This window comes from Haladaptatus sp. (genome assembly GCF_049589095.1).
Classification (GTDB): Archaea; Halobacteriota; Halobacteria; order Halobacteriales; family Haladaptataceae; genus Haladaptatus.
In genome coordinates this window covers 1-2,066 of record NZ_JBAWAC010000442.1, presented here as the reverse complement: position 1 = coordinate 2,066, position 2,066 = coordinate 1, and the positions used below count along the sequence as shown (strand labels likewise).

3 protein-coding genes are annotated in these 2,066 nt (G+C 61.1%); 1 reads left to right on the top strand and 2 read right to left on the bottom strand.

From position 1 onward, the window contains the following. Positions 1-241 precede the first annotated feature (241 nt). A complete protein-coding gene (locus WBV42_RS13870; RefSeq protein WP_423986550.1) occupies positions 242-826 on the top strand; it encodes a DUF6149 family protein in 585 nt (194 codons plus the stop codon). 6 nt (positions 827-832) lie between these two features. On the opposite strand, the gene WBV42_RS13865 is transcribed toward WBV42_RS13870, so the two are convergent. After that, a complete protein-coding gene (locus tag WBV42_RS13865) occupies positions 833-1,270 on the bottom strand; it encodes a universal stress protein (RefSeq protein ID WP_423986549.1) in 438 nt (145 codons plus the stop codon). 4 nt (positions 1,271-1,274) lie between these two features. Next, positions 1,275-1,919, bottom strand: coding sequence for a DUF5828 family protein (locus WBV42_RS13860; protein ID WP_423986548.1), 645 nt, complete (start codon positions 1,917-1,919; stop codon positions 1,275-1,277). Positions 1,920-2,066: the final 147 nt, after the last annotated feature.

The following is a 2,066-nucleotide window of genomic DNA, read 5'->3' as shown; positions in this document are numbered from 1 at the left end:
TTGTACAGCGCTTCACCTTCGTCGGTGATGACTGCGATGTCAGCGTCTGGCTTCTCTTCACGGATGGTTTCGGCCGCGGAACTACCCGCGATACCATCCCCGATAATCACGTACGATTCGGTCATGTCTGAGACGTTCTTCGTCGGGATTAAAGTGGGTTGCTATCTGGAAGTCGGTATCAAACGACCACATAGAGGGGGTAGTCGGGACGTTGAAGACCTTCGCGTCCCAAGCCACGTGCATGAAAATCCACCAGAACGCGCGCCACTTCGCGTCGAAGAAGGCACTCGAACTGCCGGTCGTCAGGGACGTAACGAAGGCCGGATTGGTGAGAATGCACACCGGAATCTTCCTGGAGAAGACCGACCCGGAGCACCGGGAAGAGCGGAAGGAACGCTTGGACGCGTTCTTCGATGCGACGATGGATTCGTACCTCGCCGCGCTACAAGCGGGCGCGCCGGAGGAGGAAGCCCGCGAAATCACGCACATCCAGTCCAACTTCGACTTCTACAATCACGGCTGGACTGAGATGATGGAGTTCCCGAGCGACGAACTGGAGGAACATTACGAGCGCTACGAGACGTTCTTCTCGAACCACGACATCACCATCGCCGACCCGCTCGGCGACTTCGCGCCCGACGAGATACCGGAAGCGCCATCGACGCCCGAAAAACTGGACGATCCGGTCCATCCGCACGCGGAGAGTGGCTTCGCCGACGACGTGTACGTCGAAGGTGACGACGGCGAGATTCGTGTAGGTGGGTTCGACGAACCCGAGGATGTGGACATCTCGGACGCGGTCGGCGTGGACGAAGGCGAAGCCTGAGTCCGTTCAACTCTCGTCGGTACCCAATCGGATCACCAACACCGGCACGTCCGCGCGCCGGAGGACCGCCTCCGTGACGCTCCGTCGAAGCGGATAGCGGATACCGCCCCGCCCGTGCGTTCCCATCACGATGAGGTCGATGTCCTGTTCGTCAGCGTACCGACGAATCGCTCGGTGTGGCTTCCCCTCGGCGATGGACCCTGCCGTCGTTCGGATTCCTTCTTCCTCCGCACGACGAACCAAGTCCTCGACCATCCGTTTCGATTCCGTCTCGAACTCCTCGTACATCGCCTCGCGCTTTTCCCCGTCGTCGGCGTCGCCCGCATTGACTACGGACAGCGTGTAGAGCGCGGCGTCGTACGTCTTCGCGGCGTCGAGCGCGTACGGAATCGCGTTCGCCGCCGCGTCGCTGCCGTCGATGGGGACGAGAATTCGGTCGTACATGTCGTCACTCCACCGGGTCGATTCCCTCGGCGGCCTCGGCGGAATCGGTCCGCTTTTCGGTCTCGCCACGCCAGCGGTCGACGTCCTCGTACTCCTTCAGTCGGTCGCCAACGCGACCCTTGAGGTCGTCGTCGTTGATGTTCACCTCGAAGGTGTACTCGTTTCCGTTCCGACCGCGTTCGACGTTCGCGCTGACGAGTTCGTTGTCGAAGTACACCGGCGACACCTGCGTCATGACGTGTTTGTACACCGTTTCCTCGACGGTTCGAAGCGCCTTCCGCCCGACCGTATCGGCCGCGCGCGTCGCGTATTCGACGGTATCCTGCCCTTCATCGACTGCGTCGTCGATGTCGCCCTCGGCGAGTTCCGACACCGTGTCTCCGAGTTCCTCCCGTGCCGTCTTCACGTCCTCCGTCGGCGTCTTCCCTGCCTTTTCCCCCTCTCCGCGTGACGCGCTCGCCTGCTCCGCAGTCTTCTCTTTGACATCCTCTCTCAGTCGCTCGTGTGCTTTCGGCCGCCACTCGTTCCAGTCGTCGAAGGCACGACCCTCGACGGATTCCGCTTCGAGCGCCGTCGTGATTCTCTCGCCGTGTTCGACGATGGTCACCCAGTCCCCCGTCTCCTTGAAGCCAGCAACACTCACCTCCATATCGCGTGGTACGCTCGCAACGGATATCTAGATTTTTGACAGATACCCGGAGTCGCGGTGTTACGGTAACGGGCCGCGGTGAATCGTTAGCATCGTGAGACGTGACTAAATCAGTCCGACGCCGATGAACGCGCCGTAGGCCAACAC

Bases quoted from the DNA above. Each gene is read 5' to 3' on its own strand.
- WBV42_RS13870 (WP_423986550.1), top strand. From the start codon at position 242: ATGAAAATCCACCAGAACGCGCGCCACTTCGCGTCGAAGAAGGCACTC.
- WBV42_RS13865 (WP_423986549.1), bottom strand. From the start codon at position 1,270: ATGTACGACCGAATTCTCGTCCCCATCGACGGCAGCGACGCGGCGGCG.
- WBV42_RS13860 (WP_423986548.1), bottom strand. From the start codon at position 1,919: ATGGAGGTGAGTGTTGCTGGCTTCAAGGAGACGGGGGACTGGGTGACC.